The organism is Ruegeria sp. YTSC004, assembly GCF_059609805.1.
In genome coordinates this window covers 1-2,947 of record NZ_JBXWMJ010000036.1, presented here as the reverse complement: position 1 = coordinate 2,947, position 2,947 = coordinate 1, and the positions used below count along the sequence as shown (strand labels likewise).

The window sequence follows — 2,947 nt, the reverse complement described above, 5'->3', positions numbered from 1 at the left end:
AGTGTGTTGGCCAGCAGGCAGGCGATGGTCATGGGGCCGACACCTCCGGGGACCGGGGTGATGGCGCCGGCGCGTGCGGCGGCGCTGGCGTAGTCGACGTCGCCGACCAGCTTGTTCTTGCCGTCGCGTTCAATGCGGTTGATGCCCACGTCGATGACAGTGGCGCCTTCTTTGATCCAGTCACCGGGCACCATTTCGGGGCGGCCAACGGCGGCTACGACGATGTCGGCGCGGCGCACAACATCGGGCAGATCCTTGGTGCGGCTATGCGCGATGGTCACGGTGCAGCTGTCGCCCAGCAACAGCTGCGCCATCGGCTTGCCCACGATGTTCGAGCGTCCGATCACAACTGCATCCATGCCGGACAGCGAGCCATGGTGGTCGCGCAGCATCATCAGGCAGCCCAGCGGGGTGCAGGGCACCATCGATTTCTGACCGGTGCCCAGCAGGCCCACATTCGAGATGTGGAACCCGTCCACATCCTTGGCCGGGTCGATCGAATTGATCACCAGATCCTCGTTCAGATGCTTGGGCAGCGGCAGTTGAACCAGAATGCCATGCACAGCCGGATCGTTGTTCAGCGTGTCGACCAGCGCCAGCAGGTCCTCTTCCGAGGTATCGACATCCAGCTTATGCTCGTACGAGTTCATGCCGACCTCGACGGTCATCTTGCCCTTGGAGCGGACATAGACCTGGCTGGCCGGGTCTTCGCCGACCAGAACCACGGCCAGGCCGGGGGTGATGCCGTTTTCCTCTTTCAGCTTTGCAACCTGATCGGCCACTTGCGCACGGACCTTGGCCGCAAAGGCCTTGCCGTCGATAACCTGGGCTACCATCCTTTGATCCCTTCTTTCAAAAACGGATCGGGCGCGTGAAGCGCCCGGTCATTCAGTCCGGGCCGAGAACACGTTCCTCACGTGCAATCGACCAGTCAATCAACATGCGCCACAGTCCTTCGGCCAAATCCGGATCCATTCCCAGCTCGGCCGAGCTTGCGCGCACGCGGTGCACCACGTCTTCGACACGGTCCGGGATACGGGCAGGCAGGCCCTCGCCCGGCTTCAGCTCGGACGCGCGGTCAATGTAGCCTGCGCGCGCCACCAACATTTCGATCAGTTGGCGGTCCAGCTTGTCGATCTGAACCCGCAGATCCTGCATCGTTGCACAGTCTTGCGGCGGTGTCAGAGTGGGCATCGCGATCTCCTCATGGCCCGGGAAAACCCCGGACCACGAGATGTCCTATTCGGCGGCTTAGAACAAGCCCTCGATCTCACCTGCGTCATTGAGGCAGATGGTTTCCGCAGCCGGTTTGCGTGGCAGACCGGGCATGGTCATGATCTCACCGCAGACCACCACGATAAAGCCGGCCCCCGCGCTCAGACGTACCTCACGCACCGGAACCGAATGGCCGGTGGGCGCGCCGCGCAAAGTGGGGTCGGTCGAGAACGAATACTGCGTCTTGGCCATGCAGACCGGCAGATTGCCGTATCCGGCCTCTTCCCACTCGCGCAGCTGGTTGCGGATCTTGTTGTCGGCCAGAACCTCGTCGGCGCGGTAGATACGCTTGGCGATGGTTTCGATCTTTTCGAACAGCGGCATGTCATCGGGGTAGATCGGTGCGAAGTTGGCACTGCCGCCTTCGACGATCTCAACAACCTTCTCGGCCAGCGGCGCAGAGCCTTCCGAGCCCAGTTCCCAGTGACGCGACAGAACCGCCTCAACCCCATGCGCGGCGCAATAGTCGCTGACCGCCTGCACTTCGGCATCGGTGTCGGTGACGAAGTGGTTGATGGCAACCACAACCGGCACGCCAAAGGATTTCACGTTCTCGATGTGACGGCCAAGGTTGGCACAGCCCGAGTTGACCGCGTCGACGTTTTCCGCACCCAGATCGGCCTTGGCAACGCCGCCGTTCATCTTCATCGCACGCACGGTGGCAACCAGCACCACTGCAGACGGCGCGATGCCCGCCTTGCGGCACTTGATATTCATGAACTTCTCAGCACCCAGATCGGCCCCAAAGCCAGCCTCAGTCACAACGTAGTCAGCCACTTTCAAAGCAGTCTTGGTGGCAATGACCGAGTTACAGCCATGCGCGATATTCGCGAACGGGCCACCGTGGACAAAGGCTGGGTTGTTTTCCAGCGTCTGCACCAGGTTCGGCTGCATCGCGTCTTTCAGCAACACGGTCATCGCGCCTTCGGCCTTGATGTCGCGGCAGTAAACAGCAGTCTTGTCGCGGCGATAGGCCACGATGATGTCACCCAGACGCTTTTCCAGATCCTTCAGGTCGTTGGACAGGCACAGGATCGCCATGACCTCGGACGCCACGGTGATGTCAAAACCGGTTTCGCGCGGGAAGCCGTTCGACACACCACCCAGAGACGCCGTGATTTGACGCAGAGCACGGTCATTCATGTCGACCACGCGACGCCATGCGACGCGGCGTACATCGATCTCGGCTTCATTGCCCCAGTAGATGTGGTTGTCGATCATCGCCGACAGCAGCGAATGCGCCGAGGTGATCGCGTGGAAGTCCCCGGTGAAGTGCAGGTTCATTTCCTCCATCGGAACAACCTGCGCGTAACCGCCCCCTGCAGCGCCGCCCTTCATGCCAAAGTTCGGGCCCAGCGAGGCTTCGCGGATACAGATCATCGCATTCTTGCCAATGCGGTTCAGACCATCACCCAGACCCACGGTCGTGGTCGTCTTGCCCTCACCCGCAGGCGTCGGGTTGATCGCGGTGACCAGGATCAACTTGCCGTCTTCGCGACCCTGGACCGAGTTGATGAAGTCCTGGCTCACCTTCGCCTTGTCATGGCCATAGGGCAGCAGATCAGCAGAATCGATGCCAATCTTGGCGCCGATTTCCTGAATAGGCTTCTTCTGCGCCTCGCGCGCGATTTCAATGTCCGATTTATAGCTCATTGGGCAAAACCCCCGGTTG

General features: G+C 61.1%; 3 protein-coding genes. All 3 read right to left on the bottom strand.

Features of this window, described 5'->3' with window-relative positions; genetic code table 11:
- Positions 1-836: bifunctional methylenetetrahydrofolate dehydrogenase/methenyltetrahydrofolate cyclohydrolase FolD (folD, locus tag AC2FFP_RS23245; RefSeq protein ID WP_496881567.1), on the bottom strand; the 836-nt coding region annotated here is incomplete at its 3' end.
- Positions 837-888: 52 nt separating this feature from the next.
- Positions 889-1,194 (bottom strand): chorismate mutase, encoded by a 306-nt coding sequence (locus tag AC2FFP_RS23240; RefSeq protein WP_496727554.1) that lies wholly within the window; start codon positions 1,192-1,194, stop codon positions 889-891.
- Positions 1,195-1,251: 57 nt separating this feature from the next.
- The gene (locus tag AC2FFP_RS23235; RefSeq protein WP_496770979.1) at positions 1,252-2,928 is read right to left on the bottom strand and encodes a formate--tetrahydrofolate ligase; all 1,677 of its coding nucleotides are present in this window, start codon (positions 2,926-2,928) and stop codon (positions 1,252-1,254) included.
- Positions 2,929-2,947: the final 19 nt, after the last annotated feature.

Coding starts and splice junctions, on each gene's coding strand:
- AC2FFP_RS23235 (WP_496770979.1), bottom strand. CDS start 2,928: ATGAGCTATAAATCGGACATTGAAATCGCGCGCGAGGCGCAGAAGAAG.
- AC2FFP_RS23240 (WP_496727554.1), bottom strand. CDS start 1,194: ATGCCCACTCTGACACCGCCGCAAGACTGTGCAACGATGCAGGATCTG.